At 43.6% G+C, this 24,152-nt stretch carries 22 protein-coding genes; 10 read left to right on the top strand and 12 right to left on the bottom strand.

The genetic code is table 11. The annotated features are described in order from the left end of the window. Window positions 1-17 precede the first annotated feature (17 nt). From iolJ to iolA, 10 genes are all read right to left on the bottom strand, one after another. Complete coding sequence (iolJ, locus tag BFW96_RS00855; protein ID WP_069838358.1) at window positions 18-890, bottom strand: 6-phospho-5-dehydro-2-deoxy-D-gluconate aldolase; 873 nt, start codon at window positions 888-890, stop codon at window positions 18-20. Between the two features lie 20 nt (window positions 891-910). Next, entirely contained in the window at window positions 911-1,747 is an 837-nt protein-coding gene (iolI, locus tag BFW96_RS00850) for a 2-keto-myo-inositol isomerase (protein WP_069838357.1), read from the bottom strand. Between the two features lie 86 nt (window positions 1,748-1,833). Then, on the bottom strand, window positions 1,834-2,703 hold the full coding sequence (locus BFW96_RS00845) for a sugar phosphate isomerase/epimerase family protein (protein WP_069838356.1): 870 nt from the start codon (window positions 2,701-2,703) through the stop codon (window positions 1,834-1,836). Between the two features lie 19 nt (window positions 2,704-2,722). Next, entirely contained in the window at window positions 2,723-3,757 is a 1,035-nt protein-coding gene (gene iolG, locus BFW96_RS00840) for a bifunctional inositol 2-dehydrogenase/D-chiro-inositol 1-dehydrogenase (RefSeq protein WP_069838355.1), read from the bottom strand. Window positions 3,758-3,779: 22 nt separating this feature from the next. Then, entirely contained in the window at window positions 3,780-5,096 is a 1,317-nt protein-coding gene (iolF, locus tag BFW96_RS00835; protein WP_069838354.1) for a myo-inositol transporter IolF, read from the bottom strand. 14 nt (window positions 5,097-5,110) lie between these two features. Next, the gene (gene iolE, locus BFW96_RS00830; RefSeq protein ID WP_069838353.1) at window positions 5,111-6,004 is read right to left on the bottom strand and encodes a myo-inosose-2 dehydratase; all 894 of its coding nucleotides are present in this window, start codon (window positions 6,002-6,004) and stop codon (window positions 5,111-5,113) included. A gap of 16 nt (window positions 6,005-6,020) precedes the next feature. Then, window positions 6,021-7,934 carry a 3D-(3,5/4)-trihydroxycyclohexane-1,2-dione acylhydrolase (decyclizing) gene (iolD, locus tag BFW96_RS00825; protein WP_069838352.1) on the bottom strand — a complete coding sequence of 638 codons (1,914 nt, stop codon included), beginning with the start codon at window positions 7,932-7,934 and terminating at the stop codon, window positions 6,021-6,023. A 32-nt stretch (window positions 7,935-7,966) separates the two neighbouring features. Then, a complete protein-coding gene (gene iolC / locus BFW96_RS00820) occupies window positions 7,967-8,944 on the bottom strand; it encodes a 5-dehydro-2-deoxygluconokinase (RefSeq protein ID WP_014666022.1) in 978 nt (325 codons plus the stop codon). Between the two features lie 23 nt (window positions 8,945-8,967). After that, window positions 8,968-9,783 (bottom strand): 5-deoxy-glucuronate isomerase, encoded by an 816-nt coding sequence (gene iolB, locus BFW96_RS00815; protein ID WP_069838351.1) that lies wholly within the window; start codon window positions 9,781-9,783, stop codon window positions 8,968-8,970. A 74-nt stretch (window positions 9,784-9,857) separates the two neighbouring features. Then, on the bottom strand, window positions 9,858-11,321 hold the full coding sequence (gene iolA, locus BFW96_RS00810) for a methylmalonate-semialdehyde dehydrogenase (protein ID WP_014666024.1): 1,464 nt from the start codon (window positions 11,319-11,321) through the stop codon (window positions 9,858-9,860). A gap of 416 nt (window positions 11,322-11,737) precedes the next feature. On the opposite strand from iolA, the gene iolR reads away from it, so the two are divergent. The 5 genes from iolR (at window position 11,738) to BFW96_RS00785 (ending at window position 16,316) form a co-directional block, all read left to right on the top strand. After that, window positions 11,738-12,493 carry a myo-inositol utilization transcriptional regulator IolR gene (iolR, locus tag BFW96_RS00805; RefSeq protein WP_003227050.1) on the top strand — a complete coding sequence of 252 codons (756 nt, stop codon included), beginning with the start codon at window positions 11,738-11,740 and terminating at the stop codon, window positions 12,491-12,493. A gap of 52 nt (window positions 12,494-12,545) precedes the next feature. Then, a complete protein-coding gene (locus tag BFW96_RS00800; protein ID WP_069838350.1) occupies window positions 12,546-13,478 on the top strand; it encodes an aldo/keto reductase in 933 nt (310 codons plus the stop codon). 257 nt (window positions 13,479-13,735) lie between these two features. After that, entirely contained in the window at window positions 13,736-14,380 is a 645-nt protein-coding gene (locus BFW96_RS00795) for a hypothetical protein (protein WP_069838349.1), read from the top strand. A 3-nt stretch (window positions 14,381-14,383) separates the two neighbouring features. Beyond that, on the top strand, window positions 14,384-14,692 hold the full coding sequence (locus tag BFW96_RS00790) for a DUF2653 family protein (protein WP_069838348.1): 309 nt from the start codon (window positions 14,384-14,386) through the stop codon (window positions 14,690-14,692). A 238-nt stretch (window positions 14,693-14,930) separates the two neighbouring features. Next, on the top strand, window positions 14,931-16,316 hold the full coding sequence (locus tag BFW96_RS00785) for a sugar porter family MFS transporter (protein ID WP_064671725.1): 1,386 nt from the start codon (window positions 14,931-14,933) through the stop codon (window positions 16,314-16,316). 41 nt (window positions 16,317-16,357) lie between these two features. Here the strand turns inward: BFW96_RS00785 and htpG are convergent, their stop codons facing one another. Both htpG and BFW96_RS00775 read right to left on the bottom strand, forming a co-directional pair. After that, window positions 16,358-18,238 carry a molecular chaperone HtpG gene (gene htpG / locus BFW96_RS00780; protein ID WP_069838347.1) on the bottom strand — a complete coding sequence of 627 codons (1,881 nt, stop codon included), beginning with the start codon at window positions 18,236-18,238 and terminating at the stop codon, window positions 16,358-16,360. 168 nt (window positions 18,239-18,406) lie between these two features. Then, window positions 18,407-18,658, bottom strand: coding sequence for a hypothetical protein (locus tag BFW96_RS00775; RefSeq protein WP_069838346.1), 252 nt, complete (start codon window positions 18,656-18,658; stop codon window positions 18,407-18,409). Window positions 18,659-18,775: 117 nt separating this feature from the next. Between BFW96_RS00775 and BFW96_RS00770 the strand changes: the two genes are divergently transcribed. The 5 genes from BFW96_RS00770 to BFW96_RS00750 all read left to right on the top strand — a co-directional run bounded on the left by BFW96_RS00770 (window position 18,776) and on the right by BFW96_RS00750 (window position 24,088). After that, window positions 18,776-19,585 carry an SDR family oxidoreductase gene (locus BFW96_RS00770; RefSeq protein ID WP_069838345.1) on the top strand — a complete coding sequence of 270 codons (810 nt, stop codon included), beginning with the start codon at window positions 18,776-18,778 and terminating at the stop codon, window positions 19,583-19,585. A gap of 301 nt (window positions 19,586-19,886) precedes the next feature. Beyond that, window positions 19,887-20,084, top strand: a complete 198-nt coding sequence (locus BFW96_RS00765) for a Blp family class II bacteriocin (protein WP_040081241.1) — start codon at window positions 19,887-19,889, stop codon at window positions 20,082-20,084. Window positions 20,085-20,107: 23 nt separating this feature from the next. Further along, a complete protein-coding gene (locus BFW96_RS00760; RefSeq protein WP_040081239.1) occupies window positions 20,108-20,353 on the top strand; it encodes a Blp family class II bacteriocin in 246 nt (81 codons plus the stop codon). A gap of 81 nt (window positions 20,354-20,434) precedes the next feature. Beyond that, entirely contained in the window at window positions 20,435-22,618 is a 2,184-nt protein-coding gene (locus BFW96_RS00755) for a peptidase domain-containing ABC transporter (RefSeq protein WP_069838344.1), read from the top strand. Then, on the top strand, window positions 22,619-24,088 hold the full coding sequence (locus tag BFW96_RS00750) for a beta-barrel domain-containing protein (RefSeq protein ID WP_069838343.1): 1,470 nt from the start codon (window positions 22,619-22,621) through the stop codon (window positions 24,086-24,088). The last annotated feature ends 64 nt before the right edge of the window (window positions 24,089-24,152 follow it).

The following is a 24,152-nucleotide window of genomic DNA, read 5'->3' as shown; positions in this document are numbered from 1 at the left end:
GGCGGTTTCTGGTCTCTTCAGCCGACCTGCTGCTTAGCTGCTTTACCAGCTGATCCGAACTCTCTCATTTTGCTTCGCACTGTCTCTTCCACGGCTTCAATGCCGGGTGTCATATAGCCGCGCGGTTCGTACAGATCGCTGTTTTCCTGAAACATGCGGCGTGTTTCGTCTGTCCAGGCGACCATACATTCCGTATTGATATTGATCTTCGCGTGGCCGAGCGTGATGGCTTTTTTGATCTGATCCTGCGGAATCCCGGATGCCCCGTGAAGAACGAGGGGAATATGAGTCATGCGGGAGATAGCCTCCATTTCCTTAAATCCGAGATTCGGCTCACCCTGATATTTGCCGTGTACAGAGCCGAGGGCAGCGGCCAGCGCGTCGATATTGGTTTCTTTGACGATCCGCTCACATTCTTTGATATCGGCATAGCGGACCCCGCCGACCAGGCCGTCTTCCATTCCGCCGACCGTGCCGACTTCCGCTTCTACTGACACGCCGTGCTTTGCGGCATAATCGGTGACTTCTTTTGTCATCGCGATATTCTCGTCAATCGGCTGATGGGAGCCGTCAATCATCACTGAGCTGAATCCGGCGTCAATGGCCTGTCTGCAGCGTGCCGCACTGCTTCCGTGATCAAGATGAAGCACCACGGGAACGGTAATCGCCATGTCCTCCATTAACGCGCCGACCATGGCGGCAATCGTTTTAAATCCGCCTAAATAGTCGACCAGGCGATCGGAAGCCGCGGCGATGACCGGTGATTGCTCCTTTTGCGCCGCCTGCAAAATCGCCTTCGTCCACTGCAAACCGTTGATATTAAACTGGCCGATCGCATACTGCTCCCGCTTTGCATCTTCAAGAAGCTCTTTCATCGATACAAAAGCCATGTCCACCCCTCCTTTTTCCATTAGATATTGAAGTATTTTGATACGACGTCCACTGTTGTTTGTTTCGCTGTTTGAATGGCTTCCTCAGCATCCAGCTTATAGTATTCAGGGCGGAAGAGCTCAACCGATACAACATCTGAAAAACCGATTTCTTTCAATGCTGATAAGTGGGCATCTAAGTCAATCGCCCCTTGTCCCGGCCAGACGCGGTCTTCATCCGTTAAAAAGCCGATCGGGAAGTCTTCGGTATCATCGATATGATAGATGAAGATTTTCTTTCCGTCCGCCTGCTTTAAGCTCTCAATGTTCGAACCCATGGCGTGGAAGTGGAAACTGTCAAGGACAAGCCCGACATTGTCCCGGTTGACTGTGTTTATGATGTCATACGCCTGTTCAAACGTATTGACTGTACATTGCGGGTGGCCGACAAATTCAAGCGCGATTTTTACGCCGTACGGCTCCGCGATATCTGAAAGCTCAGTCAGCACCTCTACACTGCTCTTTTTGATCTCTTCTTTTACAATCTTCTGCTCTGTCACAAGCGGAACGGCTACCACATATTTCACACCGAGTGTTTTGCACGTTTCCATCATGCCTTTAAACTCAGTGATGATCTCATTATGGCCCTTTTCATCACGATTGTTGAAAAAAACGAGCGCATTTAAGGCAAGCGGCTTGATGTGATGAGTTTGAAAATACTCCGCAAGCTCAGCCAGTGAATGGTCTTCTAAGTACTCCGGCAGCTTATCCATTGTGCGGATTTCAATATAATCATAGCCGTGCTTTTCGCAAAGCTCTAAATCCTGTTTAAGGTTTGAGTTTTCCAATGTTGTGGCTTCATTAAAACAAAGTTTCATGTCAGACTCCCCCATCTGCGTGTTAGATATGAAGGGAGTTCGGCAGGAAGGCTGTTCGCCATATCCCGCCGAACTCCATGCTCAACTTATGCCAGACCTAATTCTTCTTTCATTTTTTTAAGCATAAATCGGCTTGATTCATCCGCTCTTTCGTCGACCCAAGCAAATACGGCATTTGTCGCAATTCCGTCGAACTTCATCTCTCTCAGTTTTCTGAAAATCGTCTCAAAATCAACTTCGCCTTGGCCAATGTCCAAATGCTGGTGAACCGTTACTTTCGCGTCAGGCGGATTGACGATGTAGCGCAAGCCATGAGCCGCTTTATGATTATAGGTGTCTGCAAATAAAACATGTGTGAGGCGGTCCCCGGCTTCGTCAAACATGGTCTCAATATCGCCTTTGCCGTCATCATAGAAGAACGTATGCGCAGTCGAGTAGACAAGATTGATCCAATCCTTGTCAAGCGCGCGGATCATATCCATCGCACCTTTGTGCGTTTCGATAAAATCGTATGGGTGGGCTTGAAGGTTGAGTTTAATGCCTTCTTTTTCAAAGACTGGGAGAAGCTCATCCATGGATTTGATAAATTTTTCTTCACTTGTTAAATGATCATACTTTGATCCGCTGAATTCGCTGTTCATCAAATCCACTTCAAGTTCAACCGCAATTTCGATCGCCCGCTTCCAATTGCGCACCGCTGCCTGCCGGCGGTCTTCATCAGGACCCGCCCAGTGGTAAAGCGGAAGGAGTGATGAAAGCTTAACACCTGTATCCCTTAAAAGGCGCTTTAATTGTTTGATCTTTGCTGAATCGACTTTCGGATATTTATAGAATGGACAAAAATCCTCTCGCGGCGAAAGTTCGATATATTCGTAGCCAAGCTCCGCCGTTTTATAGACCGTTTCCTCCAAAGTTAAATCATCACGATACATGGATGGATCTAATGCTAACTTCATATTTTCACTCCTCTGTTTTTTAGTTTTGAACTGTTGTATAAGATTGATAGAATTCCGGTTTTTCCTTCAATTCAACCTTTTCTTTTTGTCCGGATTCTTGGGCCTTCACACAAGCATCCGTTGTAACAGCGGCAATATAGCCGTCCCATGCCGTCGGTCCGCTGACCTCGCCTTTCTTTTGAACCGAATCAATAAAGTCTTGGATTTCCACATCGTACGCAGCCACAAAGCGTCTCTGCCAATCCATCAAAATATCAGTGCTGAATTTGCCTTCTTTTCTCAAGCTGATGCTTGATGGCTCGGGAAGCTTGATGATGCCGTCTTCTCCGACGATTTCGCATTGAATGTCATAGCCGTATTTACAGTTCACATAGATTTCAGCATTGATGACGATACCGCCTTTTGTTTCAATTACGACGATTTGCGGATCTTTTAAATGAGGGAGCGCATTTTTCGATTTTTTCGGGTAGATGACTTGAACGGACTCGTAGTCATCATTGACGAGCCAGTGCAGTACATCAATTTCATGAACAAGCGTGTCGACTACGGCCATATCGGTTGTGTAGTTATCTCCTACAGTCGGGTTGCGGTGCGCGCAGTGAATCATAAGCGGTTCGCCAATCACATGGTTATCGAGTGCTTCCTTCAGCTGTACGTAACCGCTGTCATAACGGCGCATGAAGCCGACTTGAACAAGGCGTTTGCCCACTTTGATTTCTTCTTCGACGATTCGCATGCATCCTTCAGCCGTTGTCGCGAGCGGTTTTTCACAGAACACATATTTCTGGGCTTTAATGGCTTTCAGCACGCTTGACTCATGCGCAGGCCCCCAGCTTGTCACTAAGACAGCGTCTACATTTTCGTCTGCAAGCAGGCTGTCATCATTCGGATAAACCATCGCGTTTAATTGGTATTGCTCAACGACCTTTTGTGCAGCTTCTTGATTAACATCCGTTACAGCTACAATTTCTGCGCCGGACAGCTTGTTCGTGATGCGGTTAATATGTTCTTTTCCGATTGCTCCAGTTCCAATTACGCCAATACGTAAACTCATTGACAGCCACTCCTTCTGTTGGTTACATAATTTTGCTTTCTGTTCCTTGCTTTACTTGGCTCTGAGGAGATCCGTAGAGTTCCTCTTGAATTTGTTCAAGCGACTTGCCAGACGTATTCGGCGCAAAGAGCAGCCCGATGATCATACTGGCCGTCACACATCCGAGAAGAATTGCAGCCATCGTTCCAATGCCGAAATTGGTAATAATCATTGGGACAAACAGACTCCAAATCCCTATTGAAATACGGACAAGGAAAAACATCAGTCCCTGTGCGGAAGCACGATATTGCGTAGGGAAGATTTCACTCGCCCATAACTGATAGTTCGCTTGCTGCCCGGCCCCGTTATTAATGCCGATCACGACAATAAACAGGAGCAGAATCGGCAGGCCTTCAACCGGCAGCAGAAACAGTGTCCATCCGATCACCGCCATGAAAGCGGCGATTCCAAATACGGTTTTTCTATGTTTGTCGGCAAAGGGCATGAAGATCAAAGCGACCCCCAATCCTGTGAAAATAAACAGCCCCATTTGCAAAAGATTGGCCGTGCTGGCAGAAACACCGCCGACCTGCTGATAAATGTATGGCATAAAGAAGCCCATGACCCCGGCGGCTAAGTTCCAAATCAAGTACACACCCATCAAAAACAGGATGCTTTTGAGATACATAGGCTTGAGCAAATCAAAATACGATGTCTTATTCAATACTGCCGCCTTCTCTGTTTGAGCATCCGCCGGCTGATTGTTTGACTGCCAGGCATCTGACTCCGGAAGCCTGATTCTCAGGATGTACGTAATCAGCGCAATCACAAGCAGATGGGCAAATACGATTTTATTCCCCAGGAGTCCCAAGTCACCGGCCAGTACGGAGAGTAGCAGTACAACGACAGCCCCCGCGGCCCAAGCGACTTGTGCCACGCCACAATGACGGGCCCGATTCTTCTTTGGCGCATTTTCCGCAATAATGGTCCATGATGCGGTAATATCAGCTCCTACCGATAAACCGATAATCATGTAACCGCTTAACAACATGGGGAAATTAACCCCAAATAAAACCAAACAAATCCCTAGTGCATAAACCAACATACTATTGGTGTAAACAGCCTTCCGTCCGACTTTATCAGCCAGAAACCCGCCGAGCAGCGCGCCGACAGCAGCAGAAATCGCGTTTGCGCTCAGCGCGCCGAGCAGCCCGATCTGCGCATCGGACAGCTTAAGGTAACTGACCCATAACGATAAACCGGCAGAGCCCGCCACAATTGAACCGGCATCAATATAGTTGGCCAACGCTGCCGCGATTGTCCGTTTATTGAAGGCTGAATCTCCATTGGTATTGCCCATATGTTCAGTCCCCATTAAGCCAAATCCAACAACTGCTGATCAATATAGTTTCTCGCGATCAATGCATATTCAAGCGGGTTTGCCACATCGGGGTCCTGTTCAGCTTCAATGACAATCCATCCGGAATAACTATGCTTTAATAGCAGCTGATATACTTCTCTAAAATCAATGCAGCCGTCACCGGGAACCGTAAACATGCCTTTTAAAAATGATTGCCGGAACGATTGTCCTTCGAGCCTGCATTGTTCCATGACATTCAGGCGGGCATCCTTAAAGTGCACATGCTTAATGCGGCCGATATGCTTCACAAGCAACCCCATGTAATCGCCGTCAGAAATATACGCATGGCCTGTATCATAGAGGAGGTGCACATGCGCAGGGTCTGTTCCTGTCATCAGGCGGTCCACTTCTTCCGCTGTTTGGACACCAGTGCCGAGATGGTGATGATAGACGAGCTTCAAGCCATGCTGGTCAGCAATGTTGCCAAGGTGATTCAGCCCTTCGCAAAGCCGCTCCCATTCATCATCTGTAAAGTGCGGCTTCTCTGTGAACACGTTTTTCTCCAAGCTTTGCACGCTGTAGGTTTGTTCAGAGACAACTGCGACATCCGCGTTTACTTGCTGCAAATACTCACAATGCAGGGTAAATGCCTTTGCCGCTTCACCAAGTCCGTCACGCAAAATAAAACTGCTGAACCATTTGCCTGCAATGCGTAAATTCCGAAGCTTCAGTTCTTTGTTCAGGATGGCAGGTTCGGGGAAAAAGCCCCCGACCTCCGTGCCTTGAAAACGTGCGACAACGATATCACTTAACAAATGCTGAAGTGTATTTCCCGCTCCAATTTCAGGCATGTCATCATTCCGCCACCCAATGGGAGCGATTCCCCACAGGATTTCATTTTTGCCCATCTATGGTGCCTCCCCTCTAATACTGCTTCGCAGATTCCAGCTTTTTCTCTTTTGCTTCGTAAGCTTTCTGAACGCTTTCTTGTTCAGATACCTCTGCCACTCCGACATGCCACCAGCTGTCATATCCGTCCGTCATTGTTTTTGGCAGAACCTTCATTTCTATTAATGTTGATACTTCCTGTTTCTTCGCATCCTCTAACGCCGCTTTTAATTCTTCTACTGTGTTCGCGCGGTAGGTTTTCGCGCCGTATCCCTCAGCGACTTTCGCGTAATCGACATTCAGGATTTGGTTGTCGTCTGTGCGGAACTCGCAATAGTAGCTGCCGCTGCCGTGATCCATTTGCAGGTTGTTGATGCATCCGAATCCTGAGTTGTCAAAGAGCAGCACATTGATTTTCTTGTTGTACTGAATCGCCGTGATCAATTCAGAATGAAGCATCAGGAAGCTGCCGTCTCCGACGATTGAATACACTTCTCTGTCAGGGTGGGCCAGTTTAAGACCGAGTGTCCCGGACACTTCATAGCCCATGCAAGAATATCCATACTCCAGGTGATACGTATTCGGAACATTAGAATGCCACAGACGCTGCAAATCTCCTGGGAGTGAGCCTGCTGAACAGATGATGACGCTGTCTTCAGGAATCGTCTCGTTGATTGTCAGCAATGCCGTTGTTTGCGGAAGCTCCGTATTCAACGCGTCAGCATATTCATTCAGGACCTCTTGAGAAAAGTGATGTTTGATTTCCGGATCAAATGCTTCCCGCTTAAACGTCACTTTGCTGAGACGCTCGCGTTCAGCTAGCCATTCGTCCTTCAGCTCCCGGATCGTTGTGCCGAACTCGCTCTCATAGCCTTCAAGCAAGCCGTGCAGTTTGCCAAGCGTCACTTTCGCATCCGCTACCACTTGGAATGCATCAAGTTTATACGCCTGCATTCTGCTGACATTAATGTTCAAAAACTTCGCTTTATCAAAATCAAAAGCGGTCTTAGAGGATGTCGCAAAATCTGTATACCTTGTGCCGATGCCGATAATCAAATCAGCTTGGCGGGCCGCTTTATTTGCTGCAAGTGTGCCTGTGATGCCCATTCCGCCAAGGTTGTTCGCAAAATCAGCCTCAACAGTAGACTTTCCTGCCTGTGTTTCAACTAATGGAATGTTATAGGCTTCAGAAATGGCAACCAATTCATCCCGCGCACCGGAGTATTTTGCGCCTCCGCCGACAAGGATCACAGGTTTTTTGCTGGATTTAATCAGCTCGGCCGCACCTTGAAGCTCGCGCTCGCTCGGCTGCATGCGATCAATATAGTGAACCCGTTTGACGAAGAAACTTTCATCAAAATCGTATGCTTCCCCTTCAACATCCTGAGAAATACAAATCGTTGCCGGACCTGCTTTTGCCGGATCAGTCATGACTTCAAACGCGCGCAGCAAACTGCTCATGAGCTGCTCAGGGCGCGTAATGCGGTCCCAATATCTCGATACAGGTTTCAATGCATCGTTTGTTGTAATCGCCGCACTGTATTCTTGCTCCATTTGTTGCAGTACAGGGTCTGGCTGTCTTGTCGCAAATGTGTCTGCCGGAATCAAGAGAACTGGGATATTGTTTGCCAATGCAGTGCCGGCTGCCGCCACCAGGTTAGCCGCTCCGGGTCCGACGGATGTAGACACCGCATATATTTTTCTTCTCAGCATTTGCTTGCTGTACGCCATGGCCGCATGCGCCATTCCTTGTTCATTTTTCCCTTGATAGACTTTCAAATGGCCTGCATCCTGCTCAAGCGCCTGCCCGATCCCCAATACGTTTCCATGGCCGAAAATCGTGAAAATCCCTTCGACAAAAGGCTCTTCCTTTCCATCAACATGGATGTACTGCTGGTTTAAGAATTTAATCAGCGCCTGTGCTGTTGTTAAGCGAATTTTCTTACCCACAAACGATCCCACCTTTACTCGATCTTTTTCAATTATGACTGTGCTTCAATAAGCTGTACGATTTCATCCGCAGTCGGCATCGCTTCTGACGAACTGTGCTTGCTCACCACAATGGAAGCTGAAGCACTGCCGTATTTCAATGCCGTTTCGATGTCTTTTCCGGTGACAAGGCCATAGATAAAGGCTGACGCATAGGAGTCACCGGCTCCAAAGGTTTTCAGCACTTTTGTCTTGTACGCTTGGGCGCGGAATACCTCGCCGGATTTGCTGTATGCGTAAGAGCCTTCGACGCCGTGTTTGATGACAACGAGGTCGGCTGAATGGCCAAATAAATGATTGACGGATTCCTCATTGCTTCCGCCTGTGCGGTTTTCCATCACATCAAATTCATCGCGTGTGCCGATGACGATATCAGACTGCTCGGCAACCAAAGTGTAGTAAACGGCTGTTTCATCCGCTGACTGCCACGTATATGGCCGGTAATCCAGTTCGAATACCACCTTGACCTGATGCTTTTTCGCGTATTGAACAGCTTTTAACACCGCTTCCCGTGACGGGCTTTTGGCGAGCGCTGTCCCGGAGACAAGCAGCATTTTCGCATTTGCGATATAGTCCTCGCTTACCTCTGAAGGCTCAAGATAAAGATCCGCCACATCATCGCGATACATTAAAATGCTGCATTCTTCAGGGCTGAGGATTTCTGTAAATGCAAGGCCTGCTTTGTGTCCATCTTGATCAACAATCATCTGTGTAGTATCCACGCCGGTCTTTCTCATATAGGACTCTATGAATCTTCCATGCTGGTCATCTGGAATTTTGCCGATGAAGCCCGCTTTTAAGCCAAGCTTCGCGCTGCCGATCGCGATATTCGCAGGTGAACCGCCGACATATTTCGAAAATGTCATCGTTTCTTCCATTGGGCGGTTGTATTCGACTGCGTTCAGATCAATACATGCCCGGCCGATGGCAACAATATCAAAAGCCTTCTCTTCATTGAATATATACTTCATCGTAAACAGCCACTCCTCACTTGTTAACGTTCTAAAATCCACTCATGCGCCGGGTCATTATGAAACTTCCATTTCCGCGTCGGCCCTGCCATGACATTTAAATAGTAGGATGTGTATCCGTCCGGCACACCTACCGGGTGGTATCCCGCAGGAACGATGACAACGTTTTCATTTTCTACAGTCATTGTCTCATCAATAGAACGGTCATCTGTGTATACGCGCTGAAACACAAAGCCCTGCCCCGGGTCTAACTCATGGTAGTACGTTTCTTCTAAGAAAGATTCTTCCGGCAAATTGTCTTGATCATGTTTGTGAGGCGGGTAGCTGGACCAGTTGCCGCTGTCTGTATAGACTTCAACCACTAATAGGCTGTTAGCTGAAGGGTCTGAATCCGGAAGAATGTTATGAACAGTACGTTTGTTTGAAAACTTCCCGCGATGCTCAATTCCGTTGTCCACCGCTTTGATTAGCTTTGTCGGCAGCTGTTTTTCCGATGGAGAATAGCAAAGCGCCACTCTTGCGTCGCTGACCGCTGTAATCTCAAATGCACGGTCATTTGACATATAAACGCTGTCGGTCGGTTTTCGTTCGAATACGCTTTCACGCGTGCCGATATTCTCAAAAGTCGACTCATAATCCGTCACTGTAATTTTTCCCGTTACCGCCACAATACAGATTTCTTGTTTATTCAATTCTTCTGCATAGCTGGAACCGGAAGCTAGATCTAACACCTTAAACTCTACATAATTGAGATCAGAGTTGGATTTCGTTACTTCGTGCACCAGTTTGACTCCATTAGACACTTTATGCGACTGCGGCTTACGCAACAAATAACTCATAGTGAAGCCCTCCTCTTTCTATTGGCAGAATGAGTCCGAACAGCGCACATGGACGCCGTTCGGCTTTTCGTCGTTTAGTTGAAATCAGGTTCCGGATATCTCGCCGTAACCACTTTTTTACGCGTATAGAAGTCGACGCTGTCTTTTCCGTTCGCATGCAGCGTCCCAAAGAATGAAGACTTCCAGCCTGAGAATGGGAAGAATGCCATTGGAGCCGGCACACCAAGGTTGATGCCGAGCATTCCCGCATCAATGTTTTCACGGAAATAGCGGATTGCGTTTGCGTTGGATGTAAACAGGCAGGCGCCGTTCGCAAACTCAGACTTATTGGCAATTTCAATCGCTTCTTTCAGGTTTTTCACACGGATGATAGATAAAACTGGAGCGAAAATTTCATCTTTCCAGATCGTCATCTCTGTTGTGACATTGTCAAAGATCGTCGGGCCGACAAAGTAGCCGTCGTCAGACACATTTTCACGGCCGTCACATACGAGTCTCGCGCCTTCTTCAAGGCCTTTTTCGATATAGCTGAGCGTGCGTTTCTTGTTGTCTTCGCGAATCACCGGTCCTAAGAACACACCGTCATCAAGGCCATTGCCGATTTTAATGTCCGCCACTTTTTCCTGCAGCTTTGCCATAAATTCATCAGCGATACCTTCTTCAACCGTCACAACCGCACAAGCCATGCAGCGTTCACCGGCAGAACCGAAGGCAGCACCGACGATGTTTGTGACCGTGTCTTCAAGATGCGCGTCGTTCAAGACAATCGTATGGTTTTTCGCGCCGGTCAGAGATTGAACGCGTTTTAAGTGTTCGCTTCCTTTTTTGTAGACGTATTCGCCGACCGGCTTGGAGCCTACGAATGAAATCGCTTTAATTTCAGGATGCTCGAGGATGCCGTTCACAACGTCATGCGCACCGTATACGACGTTGAATACCCCTTTCGGAAGGCCCGCTTTTTCAAAAAGCTCAACCAATTTCTCTGTTAACAGCGGTGTCCGCTCTGATGGTTTTAAAATAAATGTGTTGCCGAGTGCGATCGCCATTGGGAACATCCAGCAAGGGACCATCATCGGGAAATTAAATGGCGCGATTCCCCCGACAACTCCGATTGGGTAGCGGTAGTTGGCCGCTTCAACGTCCGTTGCGATGGAAGCAAGTGAGTCACCCATCATCAGGGAAGGTGCTCCAGCGGCGAACTCTACGTTTTCAATCCCGCGTCCCACTTCACCTAAAGCTTCTTTTGTGTTTTTTCCGTTTTCAATGGTAATCAGATGAGCCAGTTCTTCTTTATGCTGGGACAGCAGCTGCTGGAAGTTAAATAGAATTCTGGCGCGGCGAGGAACCGCCACCTTTGACCATGTTTTAAATGCTTCAGCCGCTGTTTGCGCTGCGTAATCAATATCCTCTTTTGTAGAAATCGGCACTTGGCACAGTACTTCTTTCGTCGCCGGGTTGACGACATCTTCATATTGGTCTGTTTTGCTTTCAACCCATTCACCGTTGATGTAGTTTTTTAATTTTCTGATTTCTGCCATTCTTATTGCCTCCTTCATTAGTAAACACATACACTTGTATGGATGGTTCAGGATAGATTCATATTAATATCCACTTTTCAGTAAGCCAAGAATTAAACGCTTTCAAAAAAACCAAAAAAATAAATGGCGGGTGTATATTTACATACAAGCAACCATTTCATGCACATCAGGTTACTTTTTGGTCATTTCTTGGTTATATTCTAATCGTATAATACCCATAAGTCAATCATAAACACTACATTTTTTCATTATTTTTATGATATTAATCTTTTAATCAATGAGAAGAGTGACGAGAAATCCATCGAATCTTGCGAAAGATATATAACGATGTTATCATTTTTTAAGCAACTATTGATTAACTTTTGGTTTTTATTATATATTTAAGTTACGTAAAGATTCAAGAAGGAGTTTTTGATATGAAACTGATGCGGATTCAGGAAATGGAGGAGTACATTTTATCGCATGGCACTGTTTCCTTAGATGAACTGTGCCAAGTGTTCAATGTCTCTAAAAACACAGTCAGACGTGATATCAACAAGCTAACAGAAAAGGGTGCGATAGAAAAAGTATATGGCGGCGTAACATCTATTGAAAAAACCGCATTAGTTCCTTTTGAAAATCGCACCATTCAGCACCAGGATGAAAAAACAAAAATCGCCCATTATGCTTCCCGTTTTATTGAAGATCACGATTTGGTCTTTATTGATTCAGGAACGACGACAAAGTCTATTCTTGATACGCTTGACCCTGCCAAAAATGTCACCATCTTAACCAACAGTTTAGACATTATCAATGCGGCGTCAGCTTTGAAGAATATCAACTTAATCATTATCGGAAACAACTATAAGAGAAAAACCCGCTCCTTTGTCGGCATGGACGACCCGGCTATGCTTGATAAGTACAATATCAACAAAGCCTTTATGTCTGCTACCGGAACGACGCTGACACACGGATTGACCAATTCGGATCTGCTGGAGTATGAAATTAAAAAGAGGATTTCAGAAAAAGCAAAAGAAGTGTATCTATTAGCTGACCATTCTAAATTCGGAAAATCAACGCTTCTGACATATGCGCCGTTTGACAGGCTGCATTGCATTGTGACCTCTCAGCCATTAGACGACGAGTACACACAGTACTGCAATGAGCATCAAATCGGCATTCATCTGGCCTAACGTTTACAATAGTGTTGAGAGTTCATATCCATTTTATTCTAGGAGGCAGATCATGAAAAAAGCGAAGCTCGGAAAATCAGACTTGCAGGTATTCCCTATCGGATTAGGAACAAATGCTGTCGGAGGGCATAACCTCTACCCGAACCTGAATGAAGAAACCGGAAAAGAATTGGTGCGCGAGGCGATTCGTAATGGCGTGACCATGTTAGACACCGCTTATATTTACGGGATCGGCCGTTCCGAAGAATTAATCGGTGAAGTGCTGCGTGAATTCAACCGTGAAGATGTTGTCATCGCGACAAAAGCCGCTCACAGAAAACAAGGCAATGATTTTGTCTTTGATAATTCACCAGCATTTCTTAAAAAGTCAGTTGATGAAAGCCTGAAGCGTTTGAATACCGATTATATCGATTTGTTCTACATTCACTTCCCTGACGAACATACGCCGAAGGATGAAGCCGTTAACGCATTGAATGAAATGAAGAAAGCCGGAAAAATCCGCTCCATCGGTGTATCCAATTTCTCTTTAGAGCAATTGAAAGAAGCAAACAAAGACGGTTTGGTAGATGTATTGCAAGGCGAATACAACCTGTTAAACCGTGAAGCGGAAAACACATTCTTCCCGTATACGAAGGAGCATAATATTTCATTTATCCCTTACTTCCCGCTCGTATCTGGCTTATTGGCAGGAAAGTATACAGAAGATACAACGTTCCCTGAAGGCGACCTGCGCAACGAACAGGAACACTTCAAGGGCGAGCGTTTCAAAGAAAATATCAGAAAGGTCAACAAGCTTGCGCCGATTGCTGAGAAACACAACGTGGATATCCCTCACGTCGTATTGGCTTGGTATTTAGCAAGACCGGAAATTGATATTATAATCCCTGGAGCAAAACGTGCCGATCAGCTGATTGATAACATCAAAACAGCCGACGTAACGCTTTCTCAAGAGGATATTTCGTTTATTGATAAGCTGTTCGCATAAGAGAAAACAGCCTTCCATTGGGGAAGGCTGTTTTTTTGCGCGATAAATTCCTAGAAGCAAAATCTTACAAAAAGAGCCATACATCCGATAAAATAAAGGGAGTTGAATCTCAGAAAGAAAGTGATGAAAAAGCAAAAGCATGCAATGTTAATCTCACCTAGAAATATAGACTCATATCAATCAAAAAAGCTGATCCAGCTTCTTTGATTCGCAGCTCAGAATAGCGGGCCGTTTCGGCGGTCTATGGAGGAAACAGAATGAAACTTAAATATGTAAAAGCCTTAGTCGCAGTAATTGTTGCTTTAGGTGTACTGCTGCCATCAACGATTTCTCATGCAAAAAGCTTTAGCGGCCGCTCATCATCTAGTTACAGCAGCCGAAGTTCAAGCTCATCATACAGCGGAAGCTATAAATCCAGCCCGAAGTCAAGCTACAGCTCAGGATCAAGCTCCTCAAGCAAAAAATCCAAGTCTGATGATTCATCATCAATTTCGCTGAAAAAGAAGCCATCGGAAAAGGCAAGCTCATCAAGCGCTAAAAAATCGTCAGGCACCTTTTCCGGCGCTACATCAAAAGTAAGCGGAAAGACATACAGCGGGAAAACAACTAAAGCCTATGTTGGCGGACGTTATGTTTCAGTCAATCATTACTATCACGCAGGTTTCGCGCCATCAGGATGGTTTGGATATTATAGCGGATTTACAACAGGGATGTTCATGATCAGTATGATGCACCCATGGGGTTACACCTATCATCCAGTCGGAGGCCCAGGCTATGTTTCTTATGGCGCTTCCCCCATTGCGTGGATCGTTGATATCATCGCTTTAATCCTTATTTTCATCATTGTCATCGCGCTGATTCGCGCGTTTAAAGCACCGAAGACGTACAGAAGGAGATTTTAGGCAATGAGATTAATATTAAATGAGCAAGAAATGGTAGACGGAATTTGCGTGTATATTTCCAATGAAGAAGATATCTGCCCTGAAGACGTTGAAGTAAAAGAACTATCCTACAACAAGCGTACAGGATTCTTAGCAGAAGCCACATTTGGCCTGCACCACAAGCAGCTTATGTCAGATGACATTTCGGAAGGCATTATTCAGTTCTTAGAGGAATACCACAACTTCAATCCGGACGTTACCGTCGTTGAATTGCAATTTGATAAGAAAAAAGGCTTCTCCGCCTTGGTTTTCGTCAACGAAGCAGAAGAATAAAAATGTCTTAATCAAAACCTTACTCCGCGCGGGTAAGGTTTTTTTAATGGTTTCTCTGAGCATAAAGTTATTTCGTTTTTCCTAAACTCAGCGGATCTGTGATCATCTCTTTTGGCTTTAAAGTTTCCGTTTTTTCAAAACAAATGTTTCAAATGAGATAGGAAATGGGTACTAATCTATTAACTTTGTTACATATTTTTAGTTACTCATTGGCTCAACAACTGAGGAGGAGACATTTGTGAAGAAAGACACAAGGAAATATATGATCTACTTTTTCGGCGCTTTAGGGGGACTGCTTTACGGTTACGATACAGGCGTTATCTCCGGGGCACTCCTGTTTATCAATAACGATATTCCTTTAACGACATTGACAGAAGGATTGGTTGTCAGCATGCTGCTCCTTGGCGCGATTTTCGGTTCAGCCTTGAGCGGCACATGCTCAGACCGCTGGGGCAGGAGAAAGGTTGTATTTGTCCTTTCCATCATTTTCATTATCGGAGCGCTCGCTTGCGCATTTTCTCAAACAATCGGCATGCTGATTGCATCTAGGGTGATTCTCGGATTGGCCGTCGGCGGTTCAACGGCGCTTGTGCCCGTATATCTTTCAGAAATGGCACCGACAAAAATTCGCGGTACACTCGGCACAATGAACAACTTAATGATTGTCACAGGAATTTTGCTCGCCTATATTGTGAACTACCTGTTCACACCGTTTGAAGCGTGGCGCTGGATGGTCGGTCTGGCCGCGGTGCCTGCCGTGCTTCTATTAATCGGCATCGCGTTCATGCCGGAATCTCCAAGATGGCTCGTGAAGCGCGGCCGCGAAGAAGAAGCGAGACGCATCATGAACATCACTCATGATCCCAAAGACATCGAAATGGAATTGGCAGAGATGAAGCAAGGAGAAGCAGAGAAAAAAGAAACAACACTCAGCGTCCTAAAAGCCAAATGGATTCGCCCTATGCTTCTGATTGGCGTCGGTCTTGCCATTTTTCAGCAGGCTGTCGGCATTAACACGGTCATCTACTACGCGCCGACCATTTTTACGAAGGCCGGTCTTGGCACGTCAGCTTCCGCACTCGGCACAATGGGAATCGGCGTCCTTAACGTCATCATGTGTATCACTGCCATGATTTTAATTGACCGTGTAGGACGCAAAAAACTTCTGATCTGGGGAAGTGTCGGCATTACACTGAGCCTTGCTGCTTTATCAGGCGTGCTCCTGACACTGGGGCTTTCCGCATCAACAGCGTGGATGACAGTAGTCTTTCTCGGCGTCTATATCGTCTTTTACCAGGCGACATGGGGTCCGGTAGTGTGGGTGCTCATGCCTGAGCTCTTCCCATCCAAAGCGCGCGGAGCCGCGACAGGGTTCACGACTTTGGTGTTATCGGCAGCCAACCTGATCGTGTCGCTCGTCTTCCCGCTGATGCTAAGCGCAATGGGCATTGCATGGGTCTTTATGGTTTTCTCAGTCATTTGTCTTCTCTCATTTTTCTTCGCTTTCTACATGGTGCCGGAAACCAAAGGGCGAAGCTTGGAGGAAATTGAAGCAAGCCTGAAAAACCGATTTAAAAAGAAGAAGAGCACCCAAAACCAAATGCTGAATGAGCGTACATTATAAAAAAAGGAATCGTCTCCTTATGAGACGATTCCTTTTTCTGTTTACACCATGACCTTGCAAATATTGTTCGTAAATTCAACAGGGTCCTGAATCGGCAGGCCTTCAATGAGAAGCGCCTGATTGTATAAAAGGTTTGTGTACAGGCTCAGCTTTTCTTTATCCTGTGCAAACGCGTCTTGGAGCGTTTGGAATACCTCGTGATTCGGGTTAATTTCCAGCACTTTGTCCGCCTTTACATTTTGGCTGTCAGGCATCGCGTTTAAGATTTTTTCCATCTCAATTGTTACTTCGCCGTCAGCAGCAAGGCAGACTGGATGTGATTTAAGCCGTTTTGAGATTCTGACGTTTTTCACCTTGTCTGACAGAATGTTTTTCATTTCCTCAAATAGATCCTTATACTTGCTTTCCGCTTCCTCGGACTGCTTCTGATCCTCATCCGTGTCTATGCCAAGGTCTCCGCTTGATACGGATTTGAATTCTTTTTCCTGATAAGATGCCAGCATTTTAATCGCAAACTCATCGATGTCCTCAGTAAAGTAGAGAATTTCATAGCCTTTATCCGCCACCATTTCTGTTTGCGGCAGTTTCTCAATGCGATCGTATGAATCACCAGTTGCGTAATAAATGTATTTCTGCTCCTCTGGCATTCTGGAAACGTACTCATCTAAGCTGACCAGTTTTTTCTCTTTTGAAGAATAGAATAATAGGAGATCCTTCAATTGATCCTTATTCGCGCCAAAATCATTGTACACGCCGAATTTCAGCTGTCTGCCGAACGACTTGTAGAACGTCTCGTATTTCTCGCGGTCTTTTTTCAACAGGCTTTGCAGCTCGCTTTTGATTTTCTTGCTGATGTTTTTCGCGATCAGCTTCAGCTGGCGGTCATGCTGCAGCATTTCTCTGGAAATGTTCAGCGACAGATCCTCAGAATCGACCATGCCCTTCACAAAACTGAAGTGATCCGGAAGCAGATCTGCGCACTTATTCATAATCAGCACGCCATTGGAATACAGCTCCAAGCCTTTTTCATATTCCTTGGAATAGTAGTCAAACGGCATGTTCTCAGGGATGAATAGAATCGCGTTATAGCGAACCGCTCCATCCACACTGATATGAACGTGTGTCAGCGGTTTATCAAACCCGTAATGCTTTTCAGCATAAAATTTTTCGTAGTCCTCATCTGTCAGCTCGCTTTTGTTCTTTCTCCAGATCGGCACCATGCTGTTGACCGTCTGCTCTTCCTGCACCTCTTCAAACTCATTTTCGCTGCCTTCCTTCGGCTTATTAATGGTTGTGTCCATTTTAATTGGGTAGCGAATAAAGTCGGAGTACTTCTTGATGATCGCTTTTAAACGATATTCCTCTAAAAACTCGTCATAGCTGTCATCTTCTGTGTTCTCTTTGATTTTCAGGATAATGTCTGTACCGACAGCATCCTTTTCACACGGCTCAATCGTATAGCCGTCTGCACCCGCAGACTCCCATTTATAAGCCTCATCGCTGCCAAGTGCCTTACTGATGACCGTCACAACATCGGCAACCATAAACGCCGCGTAAAAACCGACACCGAACTGCCCGATAATGTCATGCCCGTCTTTCAGCTCGTTTTCCTTTTTAAATGCGAGGGAACCGCTTTTTGCAATCGTGCCGAGGTGCTGTTCCAGCTCATCCTTTGTCATTCCAATCCCCGTATCAGAGATGGTTAATGTTCTCGCATCTTTGTCAGCCGCGACCTTTATGTAGTAACTGTCTTTATCAAACGTAAGCGCATCGTCCGTCAGCGCTTTGTAATAGATTTTGTCAATTGCATCACTCGAATTGGAGATTAACTCGCGCAGGAAAATTTCTTTTTGGGTATAAATGGAGTTAATCATCATATCCAGCAAGCGTTTAGATTCTGCTTTAAACTCTTTTTTCGCCACTCTTGATCGCTCCTTTAACGTTATGTAAACCCTTTTCAGCATCTATTTATCACATACGGTGACAATTGTCAATTAGATTGATAGATGCATATATATGTAAATTTAACATTAGTTGGGCTTGTTTTCACTCTTTTTCACACTCTTTCTAATAAAAAAAGAGAGGCTTCATCATCCTCTCTTTTTTTCTGCGTCATTCCAGCAGCCAAACTCCCGCTTCATCCATATATGCACCGGATAGAAAAACAAACCGAACGGTATCAAAAACAATAGATTATGCCATGAAGCATACAGAAATGCGCTTGCAGTCACCGGAAACGTAATCTCTTGCAATACAAAAGAGATGACAGTCAGCACAACAAATGCAGCTGGAATGGTCACGAAGCAATAAAATGTAAGCTCCTTCTTATGCTGTACCTTCAAAACTTACAAACCTCCCAACAATTTCTAATCCATCTTAACATATGCTGGCATTTCTTTTCTCGCATGTTTATCACTGCACATAGCGGGAAGACAAATAGTAAAAGGAGGTCTCGTATCATGGGAAGACTTGAAAACAAAACAGCAGTGATCACAGGCGCCGCGACAGGCATTGGTCAAGCGACGGCAGAGGTTTTTGCCAATGAAGGCGCGCGCGTGATGATCGGAGATATCAATACAGATCAAATGGAAGAAACAGTGGACGCAATCAGAAAAAACGGAGGACAGGCAGAATCCTTTCACCTCGATGTGTCAGATGAAAACAGTGTGAAAGCTTTTGCTGACCAAATCAAGGATGCATGCGGAACGATTGATATTTTGTTTAATAATGCCGGCGTTGATCAGGAAGGCGGAAAAGTCCACGAATATCCCGTTGACCTGTTTGACCGCATTATCTCCGTCGACCTGCGCGGCACGTTCCTTTGCAGCAAATATCTGATTCCGCTCATGCTCGACAATGGAGGCTCTATCATCAACACCTCCTCCATGTCAGGCCGTGCCGCGGATCTTGACCGCTCTGGCTACAACGCGGCAAAAGGCGGTATCACCAACCTGACAAAGGCGATGGCCATCGATTACGCACGAGACGGCATCCGAGTCAATTCCATTTCGCCGGGTACGATCGAAACCCCGCTGATTGACAAATTAGCAGGCACCAAAGAACAGGAAATGGGTGAAACATTCCGCGAAGCCAACAAATGGATCACGCCGCTCGGGCGCCTCGGTAAGCCGAAGGAAATGGCAACAGTAGCGCTGTTCCTCGCGTCAGACGACAGCTCATACGTTACAGGAGAAGACATCACCGCAGACGGCGGTATCATGGCGTATACATGGCCTGGGAAGATGCTGATTGATGAGAAATTGAAATAAAATACAGTATGATTCATAAAAGAGGGTGGATAGAAATCTGCCCTCTTTTATTGAATTTAGGATTAGCATTTCAAAAATCTTATACAGTAGATTATTAGAACATTATAGTAATAATCCAATTTATCCTCTTGAATATACATTTAAAGTCAAGTCGTTTGTCCAAAAGAAATTAAATAAACTCCAACATCTTCATCATCTAAAAGTAAGTTAATTACCAAAGAAAAATATAGTAAATGATATTGATTTTACCAATAATTTATACTAGAATAACTAGGAAACCAGTACAAAAGGAGGGTTATTTATGAAAGAATTATCTAATTTAGAATTAGAAAAAGTGGAAGGCGGAAACTGGCAAAATGTCACCAAGAATACTCTATTTGCTGCTGCTGATGGAGCTGCAATCGGAGGAATGTTTGGTGGTCCAGCGGGCGCTTTTGTTGGGGCTCATTATGGAGCTGCTGCATACGCTATTGGTTACGCTTTGGATCACAGAAAATAATACAATGTTAGGGGAATATACATATGAATAATTTAGAAAATAAAAGTTTTGAAGTCTTATCTGATAATCAGCTTGAGTTAGTAGAAGGGGGTTCAGGCTATGGTGATGGTGTAGCTGGAGGACTCACAGGAGGAGCTATACTAGGCGGTGTAGTAAAAGGGGCCCAAAATGGCGCGAAATATGGAAGACTAGGTGGAGCATGGGGAGTTGCCGCTGGTGTTGTAGTTGGAGGAGCCATCGGTGGTTACTTAGGATATAAAGGGGCTTAAAAATCCCTTAACTTAAGACGATCTGTTTGATTAACAGATTGTCTTTCTTTTTTAAAATAATTAGAATCATGGAGTATTTAGATGTTCTTTAAAAAGTACCAATATGTAAAACAAATTGATGAAAAAGACTGTGGAGCAGCTTGTCTAGCCACTATATTGAAGCATTACGGCTCCAAATTATCAATAAATAAAATTCGAGATATTGCGGGAACAGATAAACAAGGCACAAGCGCACTTGGACTAGTCAGAGCAGCTGAACAATTAGGCTTTTCAGCAAAAGGAGTAAAAGCTGACAAAACAGCTTTAGAAGAACCCTTTACACTGCCGGCTATTGCACATATCATTCTTAATGGACAATTATTACATTATGTTGTTATTCATAAAATTACAAAAGACCAGATTATCATTGCAGATCCTGGCCGCGGAATCATTAAGTACACAAAAAAAGAATTTTTAGAGGTTTGGACAGGAATCTTAATTTTACTGACTCCTTCTGAAACATATAAGATCCATGTAGAGACCAGTACTATACGAAGTGATATATTCAAATTAATACTTCATCAAAAATCATTGATCATCCACACAATTTTAGCATCCTTTATCATTACAGTTTTCGGTATTATGGGGACTTTTTATTTTCAAACGGTCATTGATGAGATTTTACCAAATGGATTGAATAGCACGTTACATATACTTTCATTCGGCCTCATCATTATGTACTTATTTAAAGTCCTTTTAACAGCCTTTAGGCAATATTTAATGATATTATTGGGCCAAAAATTAAGTATTTCAATAATGTTTGGTTATTTCAAACATGTACTTAGCTTACCGATGAAGTTTTTTAGCACTAGAAAGATCGGGGAGATTATATCTAGATTTAATGATGCTAGCAAAGTAATTGATGCTATTATTAGCGCCTCTCTATCAGTAGTACTTGATACAGTAATGCTTGTAATGGTAGGCATCTTTTTATATCTACAAAATACAACTTTATTTTTAATTACATTGGCTTTTATCCCATTTTATGTTCTTACAGTTTGGTTTTTTATGAAGCCATATGAATCCATCAACAATACTGAAATGGAAAACAATGCTCAGCTGACTTCAAAAATAGTTGAGACACTTAACGGTATTGAAACAATTAAAGCATATAATGCTGAATATATGATGTCATATGAGACAGAAAAGAGATTTGTGAAATATTTGCGCTCTGCTTTTAAGCATGGAGTTATCGATAATCTTCAAAATTCTATTAAAATGTTTCTGGATTTAGCAAGTGGAGCATTCATATTGTGGATTGGTTCAACTCAAGTGATGAAAGGAACTCTTTCAATAGGTCAGCTCATTACATACAATGCATTGTTAACATATTTTTTGAATCCTTTACAGAACATAATAGGCCTTCAATCGAAACTCCAGTCAGCTTCTGTTGCTTCTAAACGACTGGGAGAAATACTAGAAGTAGAACACGAAATAAAAGATAAGGATGCTCAAATAACAACGCCAGGGTCTATTAATGGCCCAATTGAATTTATTAAAATTAACTTTCGATATGGTACTCGGCGACTAATCCTAAAAGATATTACACTACGTATAGATAAAGGGGAGAAAGTCGCTTTTATTGGAGAGAGCGGTTCCGGAAAATCTACTCTAACTAAGCTCTTAATGAAATTTTATACAGCTGAGTCTGGTGATATTTTAATTAATGGTTATCATATCAATGATATTCATGCTCATTCATTAAGAGAAAGTATAAGTTATATCCCTCAAGAATCTCACTTTATACAGGGTTCCATTTTTGAAAACCTTCTGCTCGGTAACTCAGGCAGTTTTACCTTTGAAGAGATTATAGAAGTATGCAAACAAACAAATGTACACGATTTTGTCAATGATTTACCTATGAGATACGATACTCTCATAGAGGAAAACGGGTCTAATTTATCTGGAGGCCAGAAGCAAAGACTCGCAATTGCCAGAGCATTATTAAGAAAACCTAACATTCTCATAATGGATGAATCAACAAGCAATCTCGATACGACTACCGAACAGGGAATATCAAAAATGATATACGATCAGACTGTTGGTATAACTACGATTATAATCGCTCACCGTTTGAGTACAATTATGAATTGTGACAAAATATTTGTCATGGAAAATGGAGAAATCATAGAGTATGGGAACCACAATGATTTATTGAAGAAAAAAGGCAAGTACTATGAGTTGTGGGAGAACCAAATGCCATCCAGAGGGATGGTGACTATTTAGATGAAACGTAACTTTTTCAATTTACATGATTTGAAGGATAGCAGAGAATTCTATGAATCAAAACCCAAACCAATTGGTGTTTTCTTTACATATATACTGATAGCTTTACTTATTGCATGTATTGTTTTTAGTTTCTATGGAAAGAAAGAAGTGATTCTAAAAACGACAGCTGACATCCAATATACAAAGCCTAACAGCAACGTAACAAACGAAGTAGCCGGCAAAGTAAAAACAGTTGACATTAAACAGGTTGATAAGGTGAAAAAGGGAGATACTCTATTAACTCTAGACGATACGGAAATCCAAGCGCAGAAAAAAGCTGTTAAAGCAGATATCAAAGATTTAAAAGAACAAGCTGCGTTAAACAAAACTCTAAAAAAAAGTATTGAAAATGACAAAAATTTATTCAGTGAGGACGATCATTGGGGTTATCAAGATCAATATCTCTCGTACGAAAAACAAAGTATTTTGTTAGAGTCATCAAAAGAAAATGCAAAAACTCAGCAGAAAAAACTTAAGAAGCAGAAAAAAAGCATAAAAGATAGTCTGGATAAGACAAAAAACAAAGTCAAACTAAAGCTTCAAAGAATTTCTGATCTGCAAGACTCCATTAAAAACAATAAACCCTTTGCCAAACAGGATGATAAGTACAGTTCTTACTATAATAGTTATCAATCTAACAAACAAAATGTAGAGCAGCAGCTTGATGATCTACGGAAGATGAAAGATGAGCTCGATAAAAACAGTTTTTCACAGCAGAAAGAGAACTTGAACGGACAGCTTGAAAGTTTAAAACAAGATATGTTAGTAAAACTAAGTGAAGAAAAAGACGAATTAAATCAATCTCTTGATGAGATTAACAGTTCAATTAAAAGTGACGATTCTGACAGTGATTCCGATAACTCAGAGGAAACAAATTATAAGCTTTCTATTGAACAGCTCAAAACAAACTTGCTAAATCAGACATCTCAAAAGCAAACAGATCTTCAGACCACTCTTAAATCAAAAGAGGATGATCTAAAGATGATAGATTTACAATTAGAAAAATATAAAATAAAAGCAGCAAGTGACGGCTATGTTAATGTACTAACAAATATATCTCCAGGTGACAATTTACAAGCAGGCACTGCTATTTTGACTATTATCCCTGATAAAGAGAAGCTTAAAGCTAATATTTATATTCCGAGTCATGAGATCACAAATATTAATGAAAAAGATGAAGTAAGATTCCATATTGAAAATACAAATCAAACCATCAAAGGTGTCATTACAAAAATAAGTCCAGACAGTATAAGTGATCAAAGCGGGCAAAAATTTTATATTGCTGAAAGCACAATAGAGAAAAATAAAGTTATGAACGATAACGGATCAACTTTACACTTAAAAAATGGAATGCAGACCGATGTATCAATTATAGTGGATTCTAAAAGGTACATTGATTATCTACTAGAAATACTACATTTACAATAATATAATAAATATAAATCCAACAGAGGCAATCTGTTTATGGGTTACTCACCGGTCTGAAATAATG

It is taken from the genome of Bacillus sp. F56, from assembly GCF_001748205.1.
In the GTDB taxonomy this organism is placed as follows: Bacteria; Bacillota; Bacilli; order Bacillales; family Bacillaceae; genus Bacillus; species Bacillus stercoris.
This window is presented reverse-complemented; position numbering and strand designations above follow the sequence as displayed.

Bases quoted from the DNA above. Each gene is read 5' to 3' on its own strand.
- BFW96_RS00790 (WP_069838348.1), top strand. From the start codon at position 14,384: ATGAGATTAATATTAAATGAGCAAGAAATGGTAGACGGAATTTGCGTG.
- iolB (WP_069838351.1), bottom strand. From the start codon at position 9,783: ATGAGTTATTTGTTGCGTAAGCCGCAGTCGCATAAAGTGTCTAATGGA.
- iolC (WP_014666022.1), bottom strand. From the start codon at position 8,944: ATGAAGTATATATTCAATGAAGAGAAGGCTTTTGATATTGTTGCCATC.
- BFW96_RS00755 (WP_069838344.1), top strand. From the start codon at position 20,435: ATGTTCTTTAAAAAGTACCAATATGTAAAACAAATTGATGAAAAAGAC.
- BFW96_RS00760 (WP_040081239.1), top strand. From the start codon at position 20,108: ATGAATAATTTAGAAAATAAAAGTTTTGAAGTCTTATCTGATAATCAG.
- iolA (WP_014666024.1), bottom strand. From the start codon at position 11,321: ATGGCAGAAATCAGAAAATTAAAAAACTACATCAACGGTGAATGGGTT.
- BFW96_RS00795 (WP_069838349.1), top strand. From the start codon at position 13,736: ATGAAACTTAAATATGTAAAAGCCTTAGTCGCAGTAATTGTTGCTTTA.
- BFW96_RS00765 (WP_040081241.1), top strand. From the start codon at position 19,887: ATGAAAGAATTATCTAATTTAGAATTAGAAAAAGTGGAAGGCGGAAAC.
- iolG (WP_069838355.1), bottom strand. From the start codon at position 3,757: ATGAGTTTACGTATTGGCGTAATTGGAACTGGAGCAATCGGAAAAGAA.
- iolF (WP_069838354.1), bottom strand. From the start codon at position 5,096: ATGGGCAATACCAATGGAGATTCAGCCTTCAATAAACGGACAATCGCG.
- BFW96_RS00750 (WP_069838343.1), top strand. From the start codon at position 22,619: ATGAAACGTAACTTTTTCAATTTACATGATTTGAAGGATAGCAGAGAA.
- iolR (WP_003227050.1), top strand. From the start codon at position 11,738: ATGAAACTGATGCGGATTCAGGAAATGGAGGAGTACATTTTATCGCAT.
- iolI (WP_069838357.1), bottom strand. From the start codon at position 1,747: ATGAAACTTTGTTTTAATGAAGCCACAACATTGGAAAACTCAAACCTT.
- BFW96_RS00770 (WP_069838345.1), top strand. From the start codon at position 18,776: ATGGGAAGACTTGAAAACAAAACAGCAGTGATCACAGGCGCCGCGACA.
- iolJ (WP_069838358.1), bottom strand. From the start codon at position 890: ATGGCTTTTGTATCGATGAAAGAGCTTCTTGAAGATGCAAAGCGGGAG.
- BFW96_RS00845 (WP_069838356.1), bottom strand. From the start codon at position 2,703: ATGAAGTTAGCATTAGATCCATCCATGTATCGTGATGATTTAACTTTG.
- iolE (WP_069838353.1), bottom strand. From the start codon at position 6,004: ATGGGCAAAAATGAAATCCTGTGGGGAATCGCTCCCATTGGGTGGCGG.
- BFW96_RS00800 (WP_069838350.1), top strand. From the start codon at position 12,546: ATGAAAAAAGCGAAGCTCGGAAAATCAGACTTGCAGGTATTCCCTATC.